A 23,848-nucleotide genomic window follows, 5' to 3' on the forward strand; every position below is an offset into this window, starting at 1 on the left:
CCGGTCGATTACCCCCCGAACCGGGTTAATCACCGAGACCGGTGGCAATCCCTGTTTGTCCGGACCCCGCTATCTTGTTGCCGCCCCGTGGCTGTGCTGAAATGCCTGCGACCACGGGGGTGGTTCCCAACAAGCGGAGTTCCTTCACCTTGTCGCGCACACGCGGCAAAGGTGCCCTGGGAAGAACGCGAATCCAGGGATTTACGCACACGAGCCTCGCCTTACCGGCGGGTCTAACGACTGGTCACAAGAGGTTGCGACGCTAGTGCAGGGACGTCGGAAGAAGCAGCACGACTCCGCAGGGGCCCCGGCCACGGCCGGCCCCGCCACGCCGGAGGTGCGAGCCCCGCAGCAAGCCAGCGGACCCAAGGACGCCAACGGGACCCCCGACTCCGTCGGGGAGTCCATAGCCGGCGCCGGGGCGGCCCGGCCCGCCGGGACGGCACCGTCCCGGCTCAAGTTGCTGTTCTCGATCAGGAACTGGCGCATCCGTACCCGGATCACCGCGCTGCTCCTGCTCCCGGTCGTGGTCGCCGCGTTGCTCGGTGGCCTGCGTATCCAGTCGTCGATCGACAAGACGCGCGAGATGGACACGGTGCAAAAGGCCGCCGCCATCATCGATCAGGCATCGACGCTGGCCACGTGGCTGGAACAGGAGCGGGACCTGCTCGCCCAGGCGAGTGTGGGTCCGTCGCCGGACCTGACGGCCGAGGTGGCGAAGGCCAAGAAGGCCTCCGACGACCAGTTCGTCGTCTACACCAACACCGTCAAGAAGCTCAACACCGACTCGATGCCGGTGCTCGGGGCCACGCTCAAGGGCATCGGCAGTTCGCTGACCCTGCTCAACTCGACCCGTCAGGACGCGTTCCGCACGAGTGTGCGCAGCACGATCGACGCGTACGACCGGATGATCCTCCAGCTGTTGCAGATCAACCAGGAGGCGCCCGAGGTCACCCGCGACGCCGACCTGATCCAGGGCGCCCGCTCGCTCGGCTCGTTCGCCGAGGCGAAGGCGTACGCGTCCTCGCAGCGCGCCGCGGTCACCGCGTACGGCCTCAAGCCGAACGAGATCCCGCTGGAGGCCAGTGAGACGCTGGCCCGGCTGAACGAGTCCGAGCAGAACGCGATTCGCGGCTTCACCAGCGTCGCGCCCGCCGACTGGAACGCGCTCTACAAGAGCGGCGTCAGCCGGGACAAGGTCACCGCGGTCGAGGAGCGCTTCCAGTCCTTCAAGGGCCAGGTCACCGCCGCGCTCAGCTCCAACAACAAGCCGAACGGCCTGGCCCGGCTCGACCCCACCAGCGAGTTCAGCGCGCAGGAGTGGTGGACGCTGGCCACCGACAAGATCAGCGCGCTCGGCCAGGTCGAGGCGCAGCTGGGCAAGAAGCTCACCGCCACCGCGAAGGACCTGCGCGACCAGGCCCGTACCGACGCGCTTGTCAACGCGATCCTGGTGGTCGGCGCGCTGTTGGTGACCATCCTGCTCGGTGTGATCGTGGCGCGGTCGCTGGTGCGGTCGCTCAACACGCTGCGCCGGTCCGCGCTCGAGGTCGCCGAGGAGCGACTGCCCGAGACGGTGCGCCGGCTCTCCGAGTCCGATCCCGGCGACGTGGATCTGGCCATCGAGCCGATCGGCGTGCTCTCCCGGGACGAGATCGGCCAGGTGGCCCGCGCGTTCGACGCGGTGCACGCCGAGGCGGTGCGACTGGCCGCCGAACAGGCCCTGTTGCGTGGCAACGTCAACGCGATGTTCGTCAACCTCTCGCGCCGCAGCCAGAGCCTGATCCAGCGTCAGCTCGCGCTCATCTCCGACCTGGAGAACCGCGAGGCGGACCCGGACCAGCTGGCCAACCTGTTCAAGCTCGACCACCTCGCCACCCGCATGCGCCGCAACGGTGAGAACCTCCTGGTGCTCGCGGGCGAGGAGCCGGGCCGGCGCTGGACCCGACCGGTGCCGCTGGTCGACGTGCTGCGCGCGGCGGCCTCCGAGGTGGAGCAGTACGAGCGGGTCGAGTTGGGCGCGCTGCCCACCACCGACATCGCCGGACGAGCGGTCAACGACCTCGTCCACCTGCTCGCCGAGTTGCTGGAGAACTCGACCACCTTCTCCAGCCCGCACACCAAGGTGCGGGTGACCGGCCACATCCTTCCGGACGGCCGGGCACTGATCGAGATCCACGACAACGGCATCGGGTTGACCGGCGACGACCTCGCCGACGCCAACCAGCGGCTGGCCCGCCCGCCGGTGGTGGACGTGTCCATCTCGCGCCGCATGGGTCTGTTCGTGGTCGGCCGACTGGCCACCCGGCACGGCATCCGCGTCCAGCTGCGGCCGGGCGAGGGTGGCGGTACCACCGCGCTGGTCATGCTCCCGATCGAGCTCATCCAGGGCGACCGTCCCGGTGGCGGCGACGGGTGGAGCAAGGGCGGCGACAAGACCGCGGCGGCCGTGTCCGGTTGGGCCGAGGAACTGCCCTCGGCCACGCCGGTCGCCCAGGCCCTGCCCGGGCCCCGGATCGGCAGCCGGGCCGAGGAGCGCAACCGGCGGCGCGAACTGCCGCAGCGCGGCGCCGAGACGCCCGCTCCGGCGGCCGGCGAGACGCCGCAGCCGACCCGGATCCCGACCGACCACGCGCCGCAGGCTCCGGTCCAGCAGGAGCCCTCGTACGGCAGCACCCAGCAGTTCGAGGCGCCGTCCTTCCAGGACGCCTCGACCGGCCAGGACACGCCGTACCCGGGCACGGTGAACCCGTTCGCAAGCGAGCCGGGGGTCACCAGCACCGGGGCGCACCGCGCGCCCCAGCCCCCGCTCCAGTCGGCGCCGCCGGCCACGCCGGGTCGGGACAACCCGTTCGCGCCGGTGTCGCCGACCGCGGACGACGGGCACACCGGCTCGTTCCCGGCCGCGCCGCCGGCCCCGATGTTCGGCACCGCCGAGTTCGAGTCGCCGCAGCCGGGCTACGTGACGGACACCGGTTCCTTCCCGGCCCCGCCGCTCGGCGGCGCCGGACAGGTGGGCGACACCTCGCAGTTCGCGTCCCCGTTCGGTGTGCCGTACGCGGACGAGCCGCCCGCGCCGATCGACCTCGGCGGCTACGAGCAGCCCGCGCAGCCGTTCGGCCACTCGGGCGCGGAGCTCGCACCCCGGTCGGACCAGCTCGCGCCCGCCCCGTGGGGCACCGACTACGACGAGCTCACCCCGGTGGCCCCGCTGCCGCCGATCGAGCCCGTCGCGCCGCCGGCCGAGGTGCCCTCCGGGTACGACGCGCCGCGCCGCGAGGAGTTGACCCGGCGCGAGGAACTGCCGCAGCTCGGGCAGTCGGACGGCGGGGAGGCGCTGCCGGTGCTGCGCGGTCTCGGGGCGCGCCCCGCGCCCACTGCGCACGAGCGGGAACAGGACGAACACACCAGGGCCGAGCAGGTGCGCGGCCCGCAGGGCGATGTGCGGCCGGCAGCCTCGCCGTTCGCCCCGGCCGGCCCCGGTCGGTCCGAGGCCGGCCCGTTCGCGCCGGTCGGCGCACCGGAGTTCGCCGAATCGGCGCCCGCTCCGTCCGAACTGGACGTGAGTGCGCCGCCGAGCAGCGGTGACGACGGTAGGCTGCCGATCTTCGACACACTCGAGTCGGACTGGTTCCACCGCCAGGGCAACCGCGGCGGTCGGATGCGTGCCGCACAGGTCCGTTCCACGCCGCGAGGCGGGGAGCAGACCGGGGCGGCCCGCGAGCAGGCGATCCCGGAGCCGGGGGCGCCGGGCGACCTCGACCGTCGGGTGCCGATGGCGACCAATCCGCCGCAGGCACCCGCGGCGCCGGCCGAGTCGGCACCGGCCTTCGGTGTCGGGCGTTCGCAGCCCGCCACCGACATGTTCGGGACGCCGACCGAGCCGAACGAGGTCGCCGAGCAGTCCCCCGCGGTGGCACCCGCCGTCGACCCCCAGGGCCGGCAGTCCGGCTGGTACTCCGCCGGTGACGACGGTTGGCGCGCGGCGGAGGCCGCTCGCGAGCCGTCCTCGGGTGGCACCACCGGAGCGGGTCTGCCCCGTCGTGTGCCTCGCGCCAACCTGGTGCCGGGCGGCGTCGGAGAGGCCGGCGGGGCCCAGGCCCCGGGCCGGCCGGGTGCGGGGCCTGCCGCGCCCGGCGCCGGTCGGGAACAGCAGGGCCGGCCGACCGCGCCGGGTGCTCCGGGCCTGTCCCGGTCGCCCGACGAGGTTCGCGGGCGGCTGACCAACTTCCGCCGGGGCATCCAGCAGGGTCGCACCGCCGGGTCCGGGGGATCCGCCCCTCGGCCTCGTGACGAGAACAACCAGGAGCAGGCATGACTGAGAAGTCGTTGAGCCAGGCCGCGCAGAACCTGAACTGGCTGATCACGAACTTCGTGGACAACACCCCCGGGGTGTCGCACACGGTGGTGGTCTCCGCGGACGGCCTGCTGCTCGCCCTGTCCGAGGGCTTCCCTCGCGACCGGGCGGATCAGCTCGCCGCCGTCGCATCGGGTTTGACCAGCCTGACCCAGGGTGCGTCCCGTATCTTCGAGGGCGGGCACGTGACCCAGACGGTCGTGGAAATGGAACGGGGTTTCCTCTTTATCATGTCGATTTCGGACGGCTCGTCGTTGGCCGTGCTGGCGTCGCCGGAGTGCGACATCGGCCTGATCGGCTACGAGATGGCCCTGCTCGTCGACCGCGCGGGCGCCGTGCTCACGCCGGCCCTGCGCGCCGAACTCCAAGGTGCACTGCCGCGATGACACCTTCGGATATGTCCGATCACGGGGACCAGGAGTTTCACGAGACCCTGGTCCGCCCGTACGCCATGACCGGTGGTCGCACCCGGCCTCGCTATCAGCTCGCGCTGGAGGCCCTGGTCACCACGACACCTCAGGTGGCCAATCCCCCCGGCCTGTTGCCCGAGCACCAGCGCATCTGTGCGCTGTGTCGGGAGGTCAAGTCGGTAGCCGAGATCTCGGCTCTGCTCACCATCCCGCTCGGCGTCGCCCGCGTACTCGTCGCGGACCTCGCCGAAGCCGGGCTGGTGGTCATCCACCAGCCCGGGAACGACCAGGGGCAGCCGGACGTCACGCTGCTCGAAAGGGTGCTCAGTGGACTTCGCAAGCTCTAGCCCGGGCCCGGTCCCCGCCAGGTCCTCCACCACGTCGGCGAAGATCGTCGTCGCCGGCGGATTCGGCGTGGGCAAGACCACGCTCGTCGGCGCCGTCTCGGAGATCGCTCCGCTGCGTACCGAAGCGGTCATGACGTCCGCCAGCGCCGGCGTCGACGACCTGTCGGCGACGCCGGACAAGCAGACGACCACGGTCGCGATGGACTTCGGTCGCATCACGCTGGACGAGGATCTGATCCTGTACCTGTTCGGTACGCCGGGTCAGCACCGATTCTGGTTCATGTGGGACGACCTGGTCCGCGGCGCGATCGGCGCCGTGGTTCTCGTGGACACGCGCCGACTCGCCGATTGTTTCCCCGCGATCGACTACTTCGAGAACAGCGGGCTGCCGTTCATCGTCGCGTTGAACTGCTTCGACGGATTGCAGACCCACCACGCGGAGGATGTCCGCGAGGCATTGCAAATAGGGCCCGACACCCCGATCGTGAGCTGTGACGCACGGCGCCGCGAATCGGCCAAGTCGACCCTGATCACGCTGGTCGAGCACGCGCTGATGGCTCGCCTGCGCTGACGTTCGGCCCGGCAACCGTTCCAATCTGTGTTTTTTCGTATCGCGTACCACCTCATCTCAGGCGAATCCCATTGCGGGGTTCGCCTGAGGTGTTGTGGCGCCGCGCACACCGTGTGTCGTCATTCCCGAGGGTGTTCGAGAAATTCGACAAATGTGTGACAGGACTCGGCGACATGCCCGACCGGGGGCCCGCCTCGACCCGCACATTGCTAAGGTCATCCCATAGCCATCTGTTGCCCAATTGATATCAGAACGTTTTTGCGGCGCAGGCCCAACAACGAACCGAGGTGGGGTTCGGTGGACGACAACAGCAGGCGCGCGGCACAAGCGGCCCGCCTTCCGATGGTCGACGGAACGACCGAGTCGGGGCTGCCGCGCAGGCCCCCGCAGGCGAATCTGCTGCCGGGTGCGGCGGCCGAGGATTTCGACCTGGATCGGGAGCTGTCGCTCTCGCGGGAACCGGAAGAGGTCCGAGGACGGCTCGAACGCTTCGCCGTCGGGCGCGAGTTGGCCCGGCTCGAGGAGAGCGAACCACTGCTGCCGCCGAAGCCGATGACCAGCGAACCGTTGCTGCCGCCGAACCCGATGACCGCGGCCAGTCCGCTGGCCTCCGCACCGGTTCGGCCGCCCGCGCCGACGCCGGCCCCGTTGCAGTCTCGGGTGGTCAAACCCGCACCGCCGGCGCTGCCCGCGCCGCCGCCGGGGGCGCTGTCGCCGCTGCCCGCGGGCTGGGACGAACCGTGGGGCGACGGGTGGCGGTCGTTCCGCCCCGGCCGCCCCTGACGGTCCGTCACATCCGGTCCGCTACCCGCTACTTGTCGGCCTGACCGTCGTCGTCCCGGGCGACGGGGGTCAGGCCCGCCTTGAGCAGGCCGTAGGTGTACGCGTCCTCCAGGGCCGCCCACGACGCGGCGATCACGTTCTCCGCGACCCCGACGGTGCTCCACTCCTGCTTGCCGTCGGTGGTCTCCACCAGCACGCGGGTGATCGCGTCGGTGCCGCCGCGACCCTCCAACAGCCGTACCTTGTAGTCCACCAGCTCGAACGACGCGAGCTGCGGATAGATCCGCTCCAGGGCCAGCCGCAGCGCCCGGTCGAGCGCGTTGACCGGGCCGTTGCCCTCGCCGGTGGCAACGATCCGCTCCCCCTTGGCGTACAACTTCACGGTCGCCTCGTTGACCGGTACGCCGTCGCCGCGCTGTTCGCTGATCGCCCGCCACGACTCGAGCGTGAAGAACCGGGCGCGGCCCAAGCTTTCGTCGCGCAGCAGCAGTTCGAAGGAGGCGTCGGCGGCCTCGTAGGTGTAGCCGGCGGCCTCGCGCTCCTTGACCTGGTTGACCACCCGGCCGACCAGGTCCTTGTCGTTGGAGAGGTCGTAGCCCAGTTCCCGGCCCTTGAGTTCGATCGAGGCGCGGCCGGCCATGTCCGAGATCAGCATCCGCATGTCGTTGCCGACGAGCGCGGGGTCGATGTGCTGGTACAGGTCGGGGTCGACCTTGATCGCGGACGCGTGCAGCCCGGCCTTGTGCGCGAACGCGGACACGCCCACGTAGGGCAGGTGGGTGGAGGGGGCGAGGTTGACCACCTCGGCGATCGCGTGCGAGATCCGGGTCATCTCGCGCAGCCGGCCCTCGGGCAGTACGCGCATGTCGAGCTTGAGTTCGAGGTTGCCGACCACCTGGAACAGGTTGGCGTTGCCGACCCGTTCGCCGTAGCCGTTGGCGGTGCACTGGACGTGCGTGGCGCCGCCCTCGACGGCCGCAATGGTGTTGGCCACCGCGCAGCCGGTGTCGTCCTGCGCGTGGATGCCGAGCCGGGCACCGGTGCCGGCGCGCACGGCGGCGACGATGTCCCGAACGCCGCCCGGGAGCATGCCGCCGTTGGTGTCGCACAGGACGACCACCTCGGCGCCCGCGTCGTGGGCGGCGGCGACCACGCTCAGCGCGTAGTCGGGGTTGGCCCGGTAGCCGTCGAAGAAGTGTTCGCAGTCGACGAACACCCGGCGGCCCCGGCCGCGCAGGTGCGTCACGGTGTCGCGGACCATGGCCAGGTTCTCGTCGAGGGTGGTGCGCAGGGCGAGCGAGACGTGCTTGTCGTGCGACTTGGCCACCAGGCACACCACCGGCGCCTCGGCATCCAGCAGCGCCTGGACCTGGGGGTCGGCGGCGGCGGTGGTACCGGCCTTGCGGGTCGCGCCGAACGCGACCAGGACCGCGTTGTTCAGCGGCAGTTCCTCCTTGGCTCGGCGGAAGAACTCGGTGTCGCGCGGTACCGCGCCGGGCCAGCCGCCCTCGATGAACCCGACGCCGAAGTCGTCCAGGTGGCGGGCCACGGTCAGCTTGTCGGACACCGTCAGGTTGATCCCCTCACGCTGCGAACCGTCCCGGAGGGTGGTGTCGAAGACGTGGAAGGCGTTCGGATCGGTCGTCGTGGGGTGCATCGGCCTCGGTTCTCCCATCGGTCAAGACATGGCGGGCCCGCGCGCGCTCGCTCGCCGCGGGGTGGGCGGCCAAACAAAAAGACCCCTCGCGGTCGCGAGAGGTCTGCGTGCGGGCGGTGGGCGATGGAGCCCCTTGTGGGGGAATCAGCCCGTTGCCGGCACGCCGCGGCTAATGATGAGCCACTGCTGCATGGTCGCGAGTCTGCCACATCCGCACTGTGCGCGGTCCGGCGGTCTCACAATGTGGTCGGGGCGTATTTGGTTTTTGCCCACCCGCCCACCCGTTGCGTCGGGTGAACGCGCTGCGGTTTCGCGCGGAGGCGACGGGAGTTGGGGGTGGTGGCTGCGGTGGACCGGTGGTGGGGCCTGCGGCGCGGGGGGTGGGCGGCGCGGGTGGGCAAGCGCGGGTGGGCGGCACCGGTGGGAGGGCAAGCCCCGAGCGGTCGGGCGGGCGGGAGTTGAGGGCGGCTGCGGTAGGGCTCTGCGGCGCGAGCGGGCAGCGCGGGCGGGCAGCGCGGGCGGGGGCCCGGGCGGGGCACGAGCAGGTGGGACCGGGCGTCGTTGGGGGCGGCTGCAGCAGGGCCCGGCGCGGCGAGGCAGGCGGCGCGGGCAGGTGGTGCAGGCGGGCAGCGCGGGCCGCGCACGTCACTTGCAGGTGGCCCGGGCGCCGTTGGGGGGCGGTGGCTGCGGCACAGCCCTGTACCACGGGCGCAGCGCGGGCGGGCGGTGCGAGCGGGCCGGGCAAGCCTCGGGCGGGTGGGCCCAGGCAGGCCGCGAGCAGGTGGGCTCAGGCGCCGTTTGGGGGGTGGCTGGGCTGCAGCACGGCCCTGCCGACACAGGAGGCAGCGCGGGCAGGCTGTGCGGACGGGCGGCAGGGCCCTGCGGTGCGGGCAGGCAGGCAGGCAGCACGAGCGGACCGGGCGGGCCCCGGGCGGGCGGGCCCAGCCGGGCACCAACGGGCCGCTGCGGATCCGGCCGCTCCCCCGGCGCGTCAGCGCCCACGACTTGATCGTCGACGAGTGATCGACGAGCGCAGCGAGGAGAGCGGCCGGAGGCCGCCTGGCGGCGCAGCCGCCTCCGCGCGAAGCGCGGCGACAAGGGGGCCGCGCTCCGCGCGGCTTGGCCGGAGGCCGCCTGGCGGCGCAGCCGCCTCCGCGCGAAGCGCGGCAACCAGGGGGGCCGCGCGGAGCGCGGCCCGGCGGCTTCCTAGATTTGGTGGGTCCAGCCGTGGGTGTCTTCGGCTCGGCCGGTTTGGATGTCGACCAATGCCTTGCGGAGTTCCATCGTGATCGGGCCGGCCTCGCCCGTGCCGACGGTCCAGTTGTCGGTGCTGGACTTGACCGAGCCGACCGGGGTGATCACCGCGGCGGTGCCGCAGGCGAAGACCTCCGTCAACGTCCCGTTCGCGTTGCCGTCGCGCCAGTCCTCGACCGAGATCAGCGCCTCCTCGGTGGCATAGCCGCGGTCCGCGGCCAGTTGGAGGAGGGAGTCGCGGGTGATCCCGGGCAGCAGCGAACCGGTCAGGCGCGGGGTGACGATTCGGGCGTCCTTGCCCTCCCCGTACACGAAGTACAGGTTCATCCCGCCCATTTCCTCGATCCAGCGCCGCTCCACCGCGTCCAGCCAGACCACCTGGTCGCAACCCTGTTCGATGGCCTGGGCCTGGGCGATCAAGGACGCGGCGTAGTTGCCGGCGCACTTGGCCTCGCCGGTACCGCCGGGCACCGCGCGCACGTACTCCTTGGACAGCCACACCGAGACCGGCCGGACGCCGCCCGCGAAGTAGGGGCCCGCCGGCGACGCGATGACCAGGAACAGGAACTCGTTCGCCGGACGCACGCCGAGGCCGACCTCGGTGGCGAACATGAAGGGCCGGATGTACAGGCTCTCCTCGGGCGCGCTGGGCACCCACGCGGCGTCCTGGCGGACCAGCGCGTCGACCGCGGCCACGAACAGGTCCTGCGGCAGCTCCGGCATGGCCAGCCGGCGCGCCGAGTTCTGGAAACGCGCGGCATTGGCGTGCGGTCGGAAGGTGGCCACGCTGCCGTCGGGGCGGCGATAGGCCTTGAGGCCCTCGAAGATCGACTGCGCGTAGTGCAACGTCATGTTCGCGGGGTCGATGTCGAGGGACGCGTAGGGCGTCAACCGGGCGTCGTACCAACCGCGTCCCGCGCTCCACTTGATCGCGACCATGTGCTCGGTGAACACGCGGCCGAAGCCCGGGTTCTCCAGGCGGGTGGCGCGTTCGGCGTCGCTCAGCGGGTGTGCGGTGGGCTTGAGGTCGATCGTCAGGGAAGCCTGGAGGGCGGGCTCCTGCGGGGCGGCAGTCGTCATGGCTGGTTCTCGTCCTTCACCGTGGAGTATGGCGGGGCTGGGTGCTGCTGGGACCCGGCTTCCCGTACTGGACGTACTGGAAGTGTTCCCGGGAACCGCACCCGCGTTCCACCCGGTGAGACGTTAACGCAGTCGACCGGGATCCCGACAGGCGCGGCCCCCGAAGCGCCGAACGACGGATTCGCCGGTCCGGCAGGGGGCACGCGTCGACGGTCCCGGTCGACGAACGTGTGGATGCCGGCGAATCAGCCGGCTACTCGGGCGGCGAGCGCGTCGCCGATCTGCGCCGTGGTACGGGCGCCCAGGCTCGCGCGCTCGGCCAGGTCGGCATAGACGGCGGCCTCGACCCGGCGGGCCTCCTCGGTCCGGCCGAGGTGTTCGAGCAACATCGCGACCGAGAGCACCGCGGCGGTGGGGTCGGCCTTGCCCTGCCCGGCGATGTCCGGCGCCGAGCCGTGCACCGGCTCGAACATGGACGGGAACTCGCCCGACGGGTTGATGTTGCCGCTGGCCGCGAGCCCGATGCCGCCCGCGATGGCGGCGGCGAGGTCGGTGATGATGTCGCCGAACAGGTTGTCCGTGACGATCACGTCGAACCGCTCGGGCTGGGTGACCATGAAGATGGTCGCGGCGTCCACGTGCAGGTAGTCCGTGGTGACGTCGGGGAATTCGGCCGCGACGGTCTCGAAGATCCGGGTCCACAGGCGACCGGCGTAGACCAGCACGTTGTTCTTGTGCACCAGGGTCAGCTTCTTGCGCGGCCGGGCCTGGGCGCGGGCGAACGCGTCGCGGACGACCCGCTCGATGCCGAACGCGGTGTTGACGCTGACCTCGGTGGCCACCTCGTGCTCGGTGCCGGTGCGCAGCGTGCCGCCGTTGCCGGTGTACGGGCCCTCGGTGCCCTCGCGGACCACGACGAAGTCGATCCGCGCGTCGGCGCCCAGCGGCGAGACCACGCCGGGTGCGAGCTTGGCCGGGCGCAGGTTGACGTGGTGGTCGAAGGCAAAGCGGAGCTTGAGCAGCAGGCCGCGCTCCAGAACGCCCGAGGGGACGCTCGGGTCGCCGATGGCGCCGAGCAGGATCGCGTCCTTGCCGCGCAACTCGTCGAGCACGCTGTCGGGCAGCGTCTCTCCGGTGCGGTGGTACAGGCGGGCACCGAGGTCGTACTCGGTGGTCTCCACCTTGACGTCGGCGGGAAGTACGGCGCCGAGGACCTTCAGGCCCTCCGCGACCACTTCCTGGCCGATGCCGTCACCGGGAACCACTGCGAGACGAATGCTGCGAGACATACGTGGACCCTACCTTCCGTCCCAGGGGCTGACATGTGCGGTCCGGATGGTGGGACGCGCCGGGTGCGATCGGTGCTGGTCAGCGGTCCTCGTCGGTCGGGCTGCCGCCGTTGTCGCGGCGGTCGAGGGCACGCTGGAGGGCGCGGGCGGCGTTGCGGCGCGTGGTTTCGTCCATGAGTGCACTTCCTTCACAGGGCTGGGTGTCTACACGGTGTGTGACGGACACGTGCAGGGGCCTTGTGGGCGTGCTTGAAGTTCCTGCCGTGCGGGTTTGCCGGGCACGGGAGGAGCCGTCTGCTTTCACGGTAGGCGACGGGTGACATCGCTGTCTGCAATTTACTCGGAGTTCCTACTATCTGAGATCAACGGTCCACGAGTCGGCGTGGCGCGGTTGCGTTGCACTTGGCTCGGGAGGGTGTGCCCGCCCGCTCCACCCGTTGCGTTCACCTCGATGGCTGCGGGATTGGAGGCTGCGGGGCGACCCGGTCCGGCCCCGCAGCCCCCCGGGGCGGCTCACCGGGATTTGGTGGATCGGCTGCGGATCCGGGGTGGGCTTCCCCCAAGTCCCCGACGTCGGCTGCGGTTCGGCGCGGCAGCGCCCACGAGATGGGCCCGCCCGAGTGATCGACGCGCGAAGCGCGGAGCGCGGCGGAGCCGCGAAACAAGACGGCGTGGCCCGGAGCGAAGCGGAGGGACACGCCGTCACGAGCGAGGGGTCGATTTTCTCTCGGAGGAGCGAAGCAGGAGAGAGAGAAAATCGACCCCTCGCGAGCCGGCGGCGCAGCCGCCCGACAAGTCAGTCGTCCAGGTTGACCGAGCGGACGAACTCCGCGCCGATTTCCTCGGCGATGGCGTTGAGGGTCTGGGGGTCGACCGTCGAGTCGACGGTCAGGGCCACCAGGGCCTGGCCACCCTTCGCGGCGCGGGCCACCTGCATGCCGGCGATGTTGATGCCGGCCTCGCCGAGGTGGCGGCCGATCACGCCGACCACGCCGGGCTTGTCGGCGTAGCGCAGGAAGACCATGTGCGCGGTGAGCACCAGGTCCACGTCGAAGCCGGTCACCTCGACGATCTTCTCGATGTGCTTGGGACCCGCCATCGTGCCGGAGACCGAGATCTCGCCGCCGTCGGAGAGCGTGCCGCGCACGGTGACCAGGTTGCGGTGGTCCGGGCTCTCCGAGCTGGTGGTCAGCCGGATCTCCACGCCGCGCTCCTGGGCCAGCAGCGGGGCGTTGACGTAGGAGACCGACTCCTCCACGACGTCCGCGAAGACGCCCTTGAGCGCCGCCAGTTCGAGCACCTTGACGTCGTGCTGGGTGATCTCGCCGCGCACCTCGACGTCGAGCCGAACCGCGACGCCGCCGGCCAGCGCGGTGAAGATCCGACCCAGCTTCTCGGCCAGTGGCAGGCCCGGCCGCACGTCCTCGGCGATCACGCCGCCCTGCACGTTGACCGCGTCCGGGACCAGTTCGCCGGCCAGTGCGAGGCGCACCGAGCGGGCCACCGCGACGCCGGCCTTCTCCTGCGCCTCGTCGGTGCTGGCCCCCAGGTGCGGGGTGGCCACCACGTTGTCGAACTCGAACAGCGGGCTGTCGGTGCACGGCTCCTTGGCGAACACGTCGAGGCCGGCGCCGGCCACCCGGCCCTCCTTGAGCGCGGCGGCGAGCGCGACCTCGTCCACGATGCCGCCGCGTGCCGCGTTGACGATGCGCACCGTCGGCTTGACCTTGCGCAGCGCCTCGTCGCCGATCAGGCCCAGCGTCTCCGGGGTCTTCGGCAGGTGCACGGTGATGAAGTCGGACTGCTCCAGGACCTCGTCCAGGGTGAGCAGGCGCACGCCCATCTGCGCGGCGCGGGCGGGCTGTACGTAGGGGTCGTAGGCCACGATGTTCATCCCGAACGCGGACATCCGCTGCGCGACCAGGACCCCGATCCGGCCCAGGCCGACCACGCCGAGGGTCTTCTCGGACAGTTCGACGCCGGTGTACTTGCTGCGCTTCCACTCGCCGTTCTTGAGCGCCGCGCTGCCCTGCGGGATGTTGCGCGCGACCGAGATGAGCAGGCCACAGGCGAGTTCGGCGGCGGTGACGATGTTCGAGGTCGGCGCGTTGACGACCATCACGCCCGCCTTGGTGGCGGCCGGTACGTCGACGTTGTCCAGCCCCACGCCGGCGCGCGCGACCACCTTGAGCCGGTTCGCCGCGGCGATCGCCTCGGCGTCGACCTTGGTGGCGCTGCGGATCAGGATGGCGTCGACGTCGGCGATCGCGGACAGCAGCTCACCGCGGTTCGCTCCATCGCAGTGGCGGATCTCGAAGTCGGGTCCGAGGGCATCGACGGTGGCCGGGGACAGCTCTTCGGCGATGAGAACGACGGGCTTGCTCACGGTTTTCCTTCGCGTGCTGCGATGACGGGTGGCCGCGTGGAAGACGCACGACGGGGTGGCCTGACGCGAGGCCGATCCTACCGCCGCCTTGTGAAGGACTTCACAGAAGTCCGATGAATGGACACGGGACACGCGGGGCAACGTTTCCGACCCGCCGTCAAGTCCCGGTCAAGTCCCGGCCGGGCCCCGCTCGATCCCCGGTCGAGCCTCCGTCAGTCGGCGGCCAGGAACCAGGCGATGGTGACCCGGCGCTGACCGTTCAGATCGAGGATGACCACCTCGCCGGAACCCGGCGTGGGCAGCGGCGCGGTGCCGCCGTAGGGCAGGGTGCGCGATTGCCCGTCGTCGACTCGTACCTCGGCCACCGGCGCGTCCTGCGAGCCGCGGCGCCAGGTGACCCACCACGTCGCGTCGTCCGCGCACTGGAACTCCAGGTGCACCCGGGACACGAACAGCCAGTCGGCCGGCGTCACCAGATGGCAGCGGGTCGCGTCGCGGCCCACCGCCAGCGTCGCTCCCGGCCGGCTCGGCGCGCTGGCCATCAGCATGGCGACCGTCGCCGCGTCGTCCGCCCCCGAAGTCGACGCCATGTTGAGATCGAGCACCGGTTTCCTCCCCCAAGCTCCCGCTCGTCAGTCGATTCCGCGCCCTGCCCCCGCCGTTCGCGTCGCCTCAGTCGATCGAGCCGCCGCGCCGGGCACACGGACACGGTTCGCGGCCCACAATGCCGCAGGTGACCGCCGTCTGGGCGATCAGGTCCCACCCTCCGTGCACATGCGGGGTGGTGTCCAGGTAGTCGGGTCCAAGCAGATGGTTCAATTCCGGGCAAAGATCCGAGCTGTAGAAGTCCCGGCGCAGTTCGGTCTTGCACCGCTCGACGGTGGCCTTGGCCATGTAGAGCATCTCGCACAGCTCGTCCGTGGTCCTGGGCCGCTTGGTGGCCCGGCCGTGGATCCAGTCGCAGGACATCGCCGCGAGTACCTCCAGGCGCACCCCGCGCAGCTTGTTGCGCAGTTCCTCCGGCCCGACGTCCACCGTCGGCGGCGCGCCGCCGTCCAGGGTGGACGCCGAACTGGGCCGGTCCGTCTGCATCGCCCGCCAGCCGAGCACCACGCTGCGCCGCCGGGCCAGGTCGCTGACCAGGATGTTGCCGCCGGTACCGGCGGGCAGCGGCAGAATCGCCCCGTACGGCATGTCCTGCGAGGTCTCCCCGCGCCTGATCCGCACGATCGCCACCGGCGTGTCCCGGGCCCCGCGCGGCCACTCCACCGTCCAGCCGCGGACCTCGCTGTACTCGAACACCAGGTGCTTGCGGGAGACGAACAGCCACTCGTGCGGGGTCAGCAGCGGCCGGCACGCGCCGGGGTCGCGGCCGACGAACAACCGCGTGCCCACCACGCCGGGGGTGCGTACGCTCTTGGGGCCGGGCAGCGGATCCCGCTCCGCCTCGCGGCCGTCCGCGATCGCGGTGAACGACATGTTCAGTTCGAGCATGTTCCCCTCGCCCCCTCCCGGGTCCTACCGCTCACCTGGTACCCGCGTGCGGCGCGTCGGCACCACACGGACACGGACCACGTCCGGTTATCCCGTGGGTGACCGCGGTCTGGGCTATCAGGTCCCACCCGCCGTGTACGTGCCGCACGGTGTCGAGGTAGTTCGGCCCGAGCAGGGAGTTGAGCTCCGGGCACAGGCCCGAACTGTAGAACTCGCGGCGCAGCTTGGTCTTGTACCGCTCGACCGTGGCCGCCGACAGGTGCAGCAGGTCGCACAGTTCCTTGGTCGACTTCGCGCGCTTGACCGGACGCCCGTGCACCCAGTCGCAGGACAGCGCGGCGAGTACCTCCATCTCCGTCTCGGAGAGGCGGTTCTGCAGGACGAACGGCGCGACGTCCTGCGTCTCGGGCACCCCGACGTCGGGCTCCGTGGTGTCCTCGCCCGCGCGTTGCGGCAGCGACACCCGCCACTCCACCAACACCCGCCGGCGCCGGGCCAGGTCGGTGACCACGACCCGGCCCGGGCGCAGCGAGCCGAGCGGCAGCGTGGCGCCGTAGGGCACCGGTTCGGACACACCCTCGCGGTCGATCTGGACCAGTGCGACCGGGCGCGGGTGCGAACCCTGGAGCCACTCCACACTCCAGCCGCGCTCCAGGGAGTAGACGAACTCCAGGTGCACGCGCGACACGAAACGCCAGTCCTTCGGCGTGACCAGGCCGCAGCGCGAGGGGTCCCGGCCGATCGCGATCTTCTTGCCGGGCTCGCTTTGCACCTTCACCGTGCGCGGCCGGGCCAGGTCCGACTCCTGCTGGTCGGCGTCGTCCGACGTCGCCACGGTGAGGATCAGTTCGAGCATCGCCATCCGTCCGGTCTCGTGCCCCGCGCTGGGGCATCGCCCATCGTCACCCGGTGAACCGTCACCAGGCCGTTCCCCCGTCCGACGACCGTAGGGCCCCGGGGCCACTCGACGCATCCTCCGGTTGTTCCCGGGGGTCGGCGCCGGAGCGGTGACCCTCCGGTACGGGGAGCGCGTCGCATTCGACCACGACCGCCGTCGCGTCGTCGTCACCGCTCTCGACGGCCGTCCTGGTCAAGGTCGTTGCCGCGTGGAAGGGGTCGCCGTGCACCAGGTCGGCGACCGTTTCGTCGGGCAGGTGGCCGACGCCGTCCGTGGCGAGGACCACACGGTCGCCCGGGTGCAGTTCGATGCGTTGCAGTTCGGGTTCGGGGGCCTGCGAGCCGCCGAGCGGGGTGGAGGTGAGCAGCCAGGGCCGGCCGAACTCGGCGGCGTTGCCCTGTTCGGTGAGCCGGAACGCCCGGCCGCCGCGGACCAGCCAGCACACGCTGTCCCCGCAGCCGGCCAGATGCAGCCGGCCGTGTTGCAGTACGGCCGCCACGACCGTGGTGCGCATCCCCTCGTACTGCGCGACGCCGTGTCGGCGAACGGCCAGGTCGGCCACCGCGATCGCGGCGCCGAGCCGGTCGCTCCAGCCCGCGGACAGGTCGGCGGCGGCCAGTTCGGCCACCAACGTGCGGACCGCGACATCGGCCGCATACCAACCGGCGGGATGGCCGCCGAGGCCGTCGGCGACGATGAACACCTCGCCGGTGGCGGCGTATCGGTCGTCGTTGTCCCGCGCGCTCAGCTCCGGACCCAGGCCGCGCCGCTCGCGCCTGGCGGCCCGGCGCCGCCCCGGGTGCGAGGAGGTGGACCACGCGGACGCCTGTACGCCCAGCGGCGGCCCGAGGTGTTCCTGCACGTCGTCCCCGGCCTCGTCGGACCGGCGCAGGCTGTCGCTGCGGGACGTGGTGGGCACGTCCAGCTCGTCGGCGTCCTCGACCGGTTCGGCCACGGACAACACCTGGGTCTGCGACTCGTCGGGCGAGGAGGCCGGGGCCGGCGCGGCCGGCGCGGGCACCGACGGCGGCGATGTGGGCATCGGCGGCACCGAGGGCGGCGGCACCGCATGCCCCGCGGCCACGGTGGTGTCGGCGGAACCGGCGACCGTCGGCGGCGCGGGAACCGGCGGCGGCACCGCCGGAGTCCGCGCGTCCGGCTCGACCGCGGCGGGCGTCACGGTGTGCCCGACCCGCCCGGCCGGCTCCTCCGGCTCCGCCGGCTCGGTGGCGAACGTCTCGGCGGGATGCGGCGCCCCGTGCCACGGCGCCCCCGGCCCGGCCGGCTCGGGGCCCGGCGGGTTCGGCGCGTCCTCGGCGGCCGGCTCGGTCGCGACCGGCCCGGCGGCGTACGAGACCGCCGGTACGACCCGCCCGCCCTCGGCCGCCGCGCCCGGCTCGCCCTTGCTCCCGAGCAGGTCGTCGAACCCGATCGGCGGCGGCTCGGCCACCCGGTCCGGCTCGGGCACCGGCGCGGGCACCGGCGGCTCGATCCGGTCCACCGGTTCGCGGGTCGGCGCGTCCTCGAAGTCGAGATAGAGGTCGCCGAAGATGTCGTCGTCCGCCGCCGGTGGTCGTTCGGCGCGCAATTCGTCCTGCCGCAACGTTCGTTCCGGCAAGCCACCGCGAGCCGGCACGGTCGTCTCCCGACCCGAGTCCCCTGTGCCCCTCATGTGTCTCACGCTCCACGATGTCGGACCGGAACGGCAAATCCGGTGCGGCGATAGCACTGCCTCGTTCAAGCATGCTGCCTCGAATACGGCCCCGGCATGTGAACCGGAAGGGCAATTCCCGCAGGTTTCCTCGACGCGCCTCCCGCGCGTCACCCGGATCGACCCCATGGGCGGCTACGACCGACCGGTGCGCACCGGCTCCGAACCGTCCGCGAGCAGTCCCGCCAACGCGGTGCGCCCGCGCGAGAGCCGGGCCTTGATCGTCCCCTCCGGGGTGCCCTCGTGCGCGGCGATCTCGGCGACGGACAGGCCGCCCATGTGATGCATGACCACGGCGCGTCGTTGCGCCTCGGGGATCTGTCGCAACGCGGTGACCAGGGCCACCGACTCCGGTCCCGGGGCGGGCAGGTCGCGGTCGGGCCCGTGCCGGATCCAGCTCTTGAGCGCGGTTCGGGTGCGGCGCCAGCGACTGACCGCGATCCGTTGGCCGACCAGGCGGATCCAGGCGACGGGGTTCTCGTAGCCGCTGATCCGGTCCCAGTCCTTCCAGGCCCGGATGTACGTCTCCTGCGCGGCCTCCTGGGCCTCGCCGAGATCGCCGGTCAGCGCGTACAGGTGTGCGACCAGGGCGCCGTGGCTCTCCGCGTAGAACACGTCGAAGTCGGCGCGACCGCCCGTGTCCCGTCCCATCGTTCCCCCGCGTCCGTCGCGGCGTGTTCGTCCTGCCGTGACCCGGTACCTTATCCGGCCCGGGGCGCGCACCTGATCTCGGTTCAGGTCGCGGAATACCCGCCTCGGGCGTCTCTCCCCCACCCACGCTCGCGAGCGGGTGATCGGTTCCGTGTACGGACCAACCGAATCCCGAGGACGAGCGCGGGGCCGGCCACGAACGCCGCGCTCGCCAGGACGCGGTGCCGGCGGCTGCGCCGGGCGAGCAGTCGGTCGAACGGGACTCGCCCGCCGTCGACGACGCGACGCACGTCACGTTCGAGCGCGCCGAACACGACGGCGAGCGCCTCCTCGTCCTGCATGGCCGCGTCCCCCGTCACCCACCGCGCGGTCCGAGCGACACGTCCGGTACGGGGCACACGTGTGCGGACGGGGTGCGGTTGCGTTGTGGTCGGGCGCGATTTTTGTGCCCACCCGCCCACCCGTTGCGTCACGTTCGAAGGCTGCGGTTTCCCCCGCACCCCTACGCTTGGCCCAACGCCTCCTGGGCCTTGCGTTGGCCCGTGGTGAAGTTGTTGTCCACCGTCAGGTCGTAGCCGGGCATTTCCGCCTGGCGCCCGTGTTGGCCGGCCCAGTCGGCGGCGATCTGTTGCATGTAGCCGCGGCCCCACGCGTGTTGGTCGGCGATTTCGCGGTCGGTATGCGCGGCGCTGTCCGCCTGGTGCTGCTGGACCTCGTAGTCGGCGGTCATCGTGATGATCCGCGACAGCGGCTCGGCGACCATGGTGGGCAACGGGCTCATCTTGACCGCGCCGGCGACCACGTTGGCCGCGCCCTTGCCGGTCCAGCCGACCTCGTTGTTGTACTCCTTGTCGCTGAGCACCTGTTGGTGTCGGATCGCCTCGGCGCGCACCGCGTCCAACGCGCCGACCACCTGGGCCGACTGGGCCAAGTGCTGGTCGGCGGTGATCCCGGCGGGCGGGTTGCCCTTCGCGATGCGTTCCAGGCCGACCGCGGCGAACGCGTGCTCGGCGTCGGAGAGTTGCTTGAACGCCTTGGGGTCCTCGGCGAGCACCGCCATGGTGCGCAGCACGTCGTGGTCGGGTGTGTTGCCGAGGAAGATGGCCCGGGCCTCCCCCGAGTTCGGGAACAGCGGGTCGGGGTCCGAGGATCCGCCCGCGCGCTCGTTGCGCAGCTCGTTGTGGATGTCGGGCATGTACGAGGCCATCGCGTTGGTGAAACTGTCCCGATAGTCGGCGAAGTGCCCGCCCGGGCCGTCCTGCCCGATCGTGTGCACCGCGTCGGCGATGATCCGCGCGCCCGCCTCGGTGTGCCGACCGCTGGTCGGGTCGCCCGCCGGATGCCCGGTCGTGGCCGCCTCGAACGCCTTGCCGAACTCGTTGGCGGGCGAGCCGGGTCCGGTCTCCGGGCCCCAGTCGCGCTGCTTCATCAGGTAGTGCAGGTTGTCCCCCGAAGCCGGGTCGAGCACCTGCTCGGCCGCCCCCGGGTTGCGCCCGAGCGCGTCCATCAGCCCGCCCATCGGGTCGAAGCCGCGCCCCGTGTGCCCCGCTCCGTCGTGCATCAGCGGGTAGTCGTCGCCCATCAGCGGGACCTGCTCGTGCGGGTCGTAGCCCTTGCGGTCGAAGGCGACCATGTCCTTGCCCACGTCGCCGAGGAACTGCTTGTCGTAGTCGCCCTGGTGCAGCAGATTGCCGAGCAGTTGATACCCGTACAGGTAGTGCTTGGGTATGCCGTCGAGCACGAACGTACGACTGCGCCCGGCCTCCTTGAGCCCGTCCACCCAGCTCTGGGTCACGTGCGGCTGCCCGTCGGACCGGGTCGCGGTGGCCAGGTTCACGCCCACCGAGTCCTGGATCGCCTTCAGGTGCTCCATCGTGGTCGGGTCGACGTCGTGCCCGGTCCCCTTTCGGCCCTGGTTGACCACGCCCGCCTCCAGGTCGAGCAGACCCTGCGGACCCAGCGTGTTCATCAAGTTCGTCGAGAAGATCGACGACTTCTCGTTCGCGTGCAGGAGGTTGCGCAGCTCCTCCAGTTCCTCCGGGGTCAGCGTGTTGATCCGCTTGGCCAGTTCCACGGCGCGGATCGAGTCGGGTAGTTCGCCGCCGCCGATCGCGTTCGCGTTGAACGAGGTGGTGCTGGTGCCGATGTCGCCCTTGAGCGCGACGGCGGTACGGGCGTCCGCGTCGGTGGCGTCGTCCAGCGCGCTCTTGAACTTGTGCTGGAAGCCCTCGGCGAGCCCCGTCATCTTGGTGTTGTGTGTGTCCACCTCCTGCTGGTCGGGCTGATGCCCCTGCGGCTTGAGCGGTCCCCAGGTGAGCGATCCGTCGTCGTGTACGACCAACTCGTGCGCCTGGGCGTCCGCGATCGCGTCCGTCAGCCGCTTCTTCGCCGCGCCGATGTCGTCCGCCGTGTCGCGCAGGATCGCGCAGATCGCCCGGAATTCGGTCTTGCCGCCCTCGAACACCTGGTCCAGGCCCCGGTATCGGGCCAGCGTGGCCTTCGCGGACGGACCGTCCCACTGGCCGGTCACCGTCAACGCCTGTGCGTCGACCCGCACTTCCTGCTGTTCGTGGTCCAGCCAGGCCGCGAAGTCGTAGAACTCCTGGGCCGATTCGCGCAGCGCCTCGACGTTGACATCGCGCAGCTGGGCAAAGCCGACCATGCTCAACTCACCTTCCCGGCCAGGGAGATGGTCACCGCGTGCTCGTTGCGGTCGTAGTTGCCGGCGATCGAGTACAGGCCCGAGGAGATCTCCGACAGGTCGCTCTTCAGCCGGCCGACCTGCTCCTTCCATTTCGCCGCGTTCAGCGGCGCGACCAACTGCCAGCCGGCGAAGGCGGTCTTGGCGGCCGACGCGTCCGGTACGGAGCGGTCGACACCGATCGCGCCGCCCATCTCGAACAACGTCTTGGCCGAGGCCCGCAGTTGGCCCGCTTCGACCTTGGTCTTGTCGTTGGGTCCGACGGGGCCGGTGCCGGGCGGGATCACGCTCTGCGGCATGCCGGGATTGAGTATCGAGAAGATCCGTGAGGGGTCGCTCATGATCACCGAGTCAAGCGATCCTGCGATGGCACTCGAAACCGACGCATGGTGAATCCCCCGTGAACACCGATGGCCCGATCCGGAAACCACCCGAACCGGGAAATCCTCCTGCGGAAAGTCCCCCGGTCGGCAAAGTGCCCCGGACCGATCCGGTCCGGGGCACCACGCACGCTACGAAGAAGAGCCGACCACTCGAGGATCAGCCCTCGTTGGTCACCCAGCTCATCATCTTGCGCAGTTCCTTGCCGGTGGTCTCCAGCTTGTGCTGGGCGTCCGCCTTCACGTACTCCTTGTACTTGGGCAGACCGGCCTCGTACTCCGCCATCCACGCGGTCGCGAACGAGCCGTCCTGGATCTCGGCGAGGACCTTCTTCATCTCGGCCTTGGTGTCGGCCGTGATGATCCGGGGGCCGGTGATGTAGTCGCCCCACTCGGCGGTCTCCGAGATGGACCAGCGCATCTTCTCCAGGCCGCCCTCGTACATGAGGTCGACGATCAGCTTCAGCTCGTGCATGCACTCGAAGTAGGCGATCTCCGGCTGGTAGCCGGCCTCGACCAGGGTCTCGAAGCCCGCCTTGACCAGCGCCGAGGCACCGCCGCAGAGCACGGCCTGCTCACCGAACAGGTCGGTCTCGGTCTCCTCGGTGAAGGTGGTCTTGATCACGCCGGCGCGGGTGCCGCCGATGCCCTTGGCGTAGGAGAGCGCGAGCGCGAGCGCCTGGCCCGACGCGTCCTGCTCGACCGCGACGATGCACGGCACGCCGCGACCCTCTTCGTACTGCCGGCGCACCAGGTGACCCGGGCCCTTGGGCGCGACCATGCACACGTCGACGTTGGCCGGCGGCTTGATGAAGCCGAACCGGATGTTGAAGCCGTGCCCGAAGAACAGCGCGTCGCCGTCCTGCAGGTTGGGCTCCACGGCCTCGGCGTAGACCTTCGCCTGGACCGGGTCGGGGGTGAGGATCATGATCACGCTGGCCTCGGCGGCGGCCTCGGCGGGGGTGACCACGCGCAGCCCGGCCTCCTCGGCCTTGGCCCGGCTCTTCGAGCCCTCCAGCAGACCGACCCGCACATCGACGCCGGAGTCCCGCAGCGACAGCGCGTGGGCGTGGCCCTGGCTGCCGTAGCCGAGCACCGCGACCTTGCGGTTCTGGATGATGGACAGGTCGGCGTCGTCGTCGTAGAACAGCTCGGCCACTTCGGGGTTCTCCTTCAAGACAGGGTGTTTCCGGGGGCCACGCCCCGCTCGTCATCTTCGCAAACGACGAGCGGACCGCGGGCCGGCGGTTTGCAATGTGGACCGTGACGGACCGTCAGATATCCGTCGGATACCCGACCGGACCGGGTGGGTCCGTCAGGCCGAGCGCTCCACCGACCGCAACGAGCGGTCGGTGATCGAGCGACCGCCGCGACCGATGGCCACGACGCCGGACTGGACGAGTTCCTTGATGCCGAACGGCTCCAGCATGCGCAACATCGCGGCAAGCTTGTCGGGGCCACCGGTGGCCTCGACGGTGACCGCCTCGGGTGAGACGTCGACCGTCTTGGCGCGGAAGAGCTGGACGATCTCCACCACCTGCGAGCGGGTCTCGTGGTCGGCGCGCACCTTCACCAGCAGCAGCTGGCGCTGCACCGACGCGGGCGGGTCCAGCTCGACGATCTTGAGCACGTTGACCAGCTTGTTCAGCTGCTTGGTGACCTGCTCCAACGGCAGTTCCTCGACCACGCTGACCACGATGGTGATCCGCGAGATGTCGGGATGCTCGGTGGTGCCCACCGCGAGCGAGTCGATGTTGAAGCCCCGCCGCGAGAACAGCGCGGTGATCCGGGCGAGGACACCGGGCTTGTTCTCGACGAGAACCGAGAGGGTGTGTTTGGACATGATCGCTGGACTCCTATGCCTTCCTGATGCCCTGTC

General features: G+C 71.1%; 18 protein-coding genes and 1 pseudogene. 5 read left to right on the plus strand and 14 right to left on the minus strand.

Annotated features, from left to right (window positions below; translation table 11 throughout):
* Positions 1 to 265: 265 nt before the first annotated feature.
* The 5 genes and pseudogenes from ABIA38_RS11370 (at position 266) to ABIA38_RS11390 (ending at position 6,468) form a co-directional block, all read left to right on the plus strand.
* Entirely contained in the window at positions 266 to 4,318 is a 4,053-nt protein-coding gene (locus tag ABIA38_RS11370) for a nitrate- and nitrite sensing domain-containing protein (RefSeq protein WP_424638398.1), read from the plus strand.
* The gene (locus tag ABIA38_RS11375; RefSeq protein ID WP_020553297.1) at positions 4,315 to 4,743 is read left to right on the plus strand and encodes a roadblock/LC7 domain-containing protein; all 429 of its coding nucleotides are present in this window, start codon (positions 4,315 to 4,317) and stop codon (positions 4,741 to 4,743) included. Before ABIA38_RS11370 ends, ABIA38_RS11375 begins: the two co-directional genes overlap by 4 nt.
* Positions 4,744 to 4,781: 38 nt before the next feature.
* Positions 4,782 to 5,114 (plus strand): annotated as a pseudogene (locus tag ABIA38_RS11380) (DUF742 domain-containing protein); the annotation flags it as partial.
* Positions 5,095 to 5,685, plus strand: coding sequence for a GTP-binding protein (locus ABIA38_RS11385; RefSeq protein WP_078975288.1), 591 nt, complete (start codon positions 5,095 to 5,097; stop codon positions 5,683 to 5,685). The pseudogene ABIA38_RS11380 and the gene ABIA38_RS11385, both read left to right, overlap by 20 nt.
* A 297-nt stretch (positions 5,686 to 5,982) precedes the next feature.
* Positions 5,983 to 6,468, plus strand: coding sequence for a hypothetical protein (locus ABIA38_RS11390; RefSeq protein WP_424638399.1), 486 nt, complete (start codon positions 5,983 to 5,985; stop codon positions 6,466 to 6,468).
* Between the two features lie 28 nt (positions 6,469 to 6,496).
* Here the strand turns inward: ABIA38_RS11390 and cimA are convergent, their stop codons facing one another.
* The 14 genes from cimA to ilvN all read right to left on the minus strand — a co-directional run bounded on the left by cimA (position 6,497) and on the right by ilvN (position 23,812).
* The gene (gene cimA / locus ABIA38_RS11395; RefSeq protein WP_424638400.1) at positions 6,497 to 8,125 is read right to left on the minus strand and encodes a citramalate synthase; all 1,629 of its coding nucleotides are present in this window, start codon (positions 8,123 to 8,125) and stop codon (positions 6,497 to 6,499) included.
* Positions 8,126 to 9,331: 1,206 nt separating this feature from the next.
* Positions 9,332 to 10,459 carry a branched-chain amino acid aminotransferase gene (locus tag ABIA38_RS11400; RefSeq protein ID WP_424638401.1) on the minus strand — a complete coding sequence of 376 codons (1,128 nt, stop codon included), beginning with the start codon at positions 10,457 to 10,459 and terminating at the stop codon, positions 9,332 to 9,334.
* Between the two features lie 245 nt (positions 10,460 to 10,704).
* Entirely contained in the window at positions 10,705 to 11,748 is a 1,044-nt protein-coding gene (locus ABIA38_RS11405) for a 3-isopropylmalate dehydrogenase (protein ID WP_424638402.1), read from the minus strand.
* Between the two features lie 796 nt (positions 11,749 to 12,544).
* Positions 12,545 to 14,134: a phosphoglycerate dehydrogenase gene (gene serA / locus ABIA38_RS11410; RefSeq protein ID WP_424638403.1), complete on the minus strand. Its 1,590-nt coding sequence runs from the start codon at positions 14,132 to 14,134 to the stop codon at positions 12,545 to 12,547.
* Between the two features lie 212 nt (positions 14,135 to 14,346).
* On the minus strand, positions 14,347 to 14,739 hold the full coding sequence (locus ABIA38_RS11415; RefSeq protein ID WP_424638404.1) for a hypothetical protein: 393 nt from the start codon (positions 14,737 to 14,739) through the stop codon (positions 14,347 to 14,349).
* Between the two features lie 67 nt (positions 14,740 to 14,806).
* Entirely contained in the window at positions 14,807 to 15,628 is an 822-nt protein-coding gene (locus ABIA38_RS11420; RefSeq protein ID WP_424638405.1) for a hypothetical protein, read from the minus strand.
* Between the two features lie 31 nt (positions 15,629 to 15,659).
* A complete protein-coding gene (locus ABIA38_RS11425) occupies positions 15,660 to 16,490 on the minus strand; it encodes a hypothetical protein (RefSeq protein WP_424638406.1) in 831 nt (276 codons plus the stop codon).
* Between the two features lie 55 nt (positions 16,491 to 16,545).
* The gene (locus ABIA38_RS11430; RefSeq protein ID WP_424638407.1) at positions 16,546 to 18,198 is read right to left on the minus strand and encodes a PP2C family protein-serine/threonine phosphatase; all 1,653 of its coding nucleotides are present in this window, start codon (positions 18,196 to 18,198) and stop codon (positions 16,546 to 16,548) included.
* Between the two features lie 174 nt (positions 18,199 to 18,372).
* Positions 18,373 to 18,888 (minus strand): SigE family RNA polymerase sigma factor, encoded by a 516-nt coding sequence (locus ABIA38_RS11435; RefSeq protein WP_424638408.1) that lies wholly within the window; start codon positions 18,886 to 18,888, stop codon positions 18,373 to 18,375.
* Positions 18,889 to 18,971: 83 nt separating this feature from the next.
* A complete protein-coding gene (locus tag ABIA38_RS11440) occupies positions 18,972 to 19,229 on the minus strand; it encodes a hypothetical protein (protein ID WP_424638409.1) in 258 nt (85 codons plus the stop codon).
* Between the two features lie 161 nt (positions 19,230 to 19,390).
* A complete protein-coding gene (locus ABIA38_RS11445; RefSeq protein WP_424638410.1) occupies positions 19,391 to 21,550 on the minus strand; it encodes a DUF6571 family protein in 2,160 nt (719 codons plus the stop codon).
* Between the two features lie 2 nt (positions 21,551 to 21,552).
* The gene (locus ABIA38_RS11450; protein WP_424638411.1) at positions 21,553 to 21,930 is read right to left on the minus strand and encodes a hypothetical protein; all 378 of its coding nucleotides are present in this window, start codon (positions 21,928 to 21,930) and stop codon (positions 21,553 to 21,555) included.
* Positions 21,931 to 22,129: 199 nt separating this feature from the next.
* Positions 22,130 to 23,128, minus strand: coding sequence for a ketol-acid reductoisomerase (gene ilvC / locus ABIA38_RS11455; RefSeq protein WP_424638437.1), 999 nt, complete (start codon positions 23,126 to 23,128; stop codon positions 22,130 to 22,132).
* Positions 23,129 to 23,284: 156 nt separating this feature from the next.
* Positions 23,285 to 23,812, minus strand: a complete 528-nt coding sequence (ilvN, locus tag ABIA38_RS11460) for an acetolactate synthase small subunit (protein ID WP_020556335.1) — start codon at positions 23,810 to 23,812, stop codon at positions 23,285 to 23,287.
* Between the last annotated feature and the right edge of the window lie 36 nt (positions 23,813 to 23,848).

Origin of the sequence: Embleya sp. AB8 (assembly GCF_049739465.1) — a bacterium.
Lineage (GTDB): Bacteria > Actinomycetota > Actinomycetes > Streptomycetales > Streptomycetaceae > Embleya.

Excerpts from the sequence above, each read along its gene's own strand:
- ABIA38_RS11375 (WP_020553297.1), top strand. The coding sequence starts at position 4,315 with ATGACTGAGAAGTCGTTGAGCCAGGCCGCGCAGAACCTGAACTGGCTG.
- cimA (WP_424638400.1), bottom strand. The coding sequence starts at position 8,125 with ATGCACCCCACGACGACCGATCCGAACGCCTTCCACGTCTTCGACACC.
- ABIA38_RS11400 (WP_424638401.1), bottom strand. The coding sequence starts at position 10,459 with ATGACGACTGCCGCCCCGCAGGAGCCCGCCCTCCAGGCTTCCCTGACG.
- ABIA38_RS11405 (WP_424638402.1), bottom strand. The coding sequence starts at position 11,748 with ATGTCTCGCAGCATTCGTCTCGCAGTGGTTCCCGGTGACGGCATCGGC.
- ABIA38_RS11420 (WP_424638405.1), bottom strand. The coding sequence starts at position 15,628 with ATGCTCGAACTGAACATGTCGTTCACCGCGATCGCGGACGGCCGCGAG.
- ABIA38_RS11425 (WP_424638406.1), bottom strand. The coding sequence starts at position 16,490 with ATGGCGATGCTCGAACTGATCCTCACCGTGGCGACGTCGGACGACGCC.
- ABIA38_RS11430 (WP_424638407.1), bottom strand. The coding sequence starts at position 18,198 with ATGAGGGGCACAGGGGACTCGGGTCGGGAGACGACCGTGCCGGCTCGC.
- ABIA38_RS11435 (WP_424638408.1), bottom strand. The coding sequence starts at position 18,888 with ATGGGACGGGACACGGGCGGTCGCGCCGACTTCGACGTGTTCTACGCG.
- ABIA38_RS11440 (WP_424638409.1), bottom strand. The coding sequence starts at position 19,229 with ATGCAGGACGAGGAGGCGCTCGCCGTCGTGTTCGGCGCGCTCGAACGT.
- ABIA38_RS11445 (WP_424638410.1), bottom strand. The coding sequence starts at position 21,550 with ATGGTCGGCTTTGCCCAGCTGCGCGATGTCAACGTCGAGGCGCTGCGC.
- ABIA38_RS11450 (WP_424638411.1), bottom strand. The coding sequence starts at position 21,930 with ATGAGCGACCCCTCACGGATCTTCTCGATACTCAATCCCGGCATGCCG.
- ilvN (WP_020556335.1), bottom strand. The coding sequence starts at position 23,812 with ATGTCCAAACACACCCTCTCGGTTCTCGTCGAGAACAAGCCCGGTGTC.